Raw genomic sequence first — 323 nt, forward strand, 5'->3', positions numbered from 1 at the left:
GCGGTGCGGCTGGTCTTCGACAACGAGGGTCAGCATGGGTCGCGCTGGCAGGCAATCGTGTCGATTGCGGCGAAGATCGGCTGTTCTGCCCATACGCTGAACGAGTGGGTCAAGAAGGCCGAGGTCGACAACGGTAAGCGGGCGGGTATTCCGAGCGAGATGGCTGAGAAGTTGAAGGCACTGGAACGCGAGAACCGCGAGCTGCGCCAGACGAACGAGATCCTGCGCAAGGCCAGCGCGTATTTTGCGATGGCGGAGCTCGACCGCCGGTCGAAGTGATGGTGGGCTTCATTGAGGCGCATCGGGATGCGCCCGGGGTCGAG

Annotated in this window: 1 pseudogene and 1 other annotated feature; the pseudogene reads left to right on the forward strand. The window is 63.2% G+C overall.

Annotated elements, in window-relative coordinates:
• Positions 1–323, forward strand: a pseudogene (locus CDV49_RS19400) (transposase); the annotation flags it as partial.
• Positions 237–323, forward strand: a sequence feature (AL1L pseudoknot). This feature is flagged as partial in the annotation. It overlaps the preceding pseudogene by 87 nt.

This window comes from Haematobacter genomosp. 1 (assembly GCF_002196855.1).
Classification (GTDB): domain Bacteria; phylum Pseudomonadota; class Alphaproteobacteria; order Rhodobacterales; family Rhodobacteraceae; genus Haematobacter.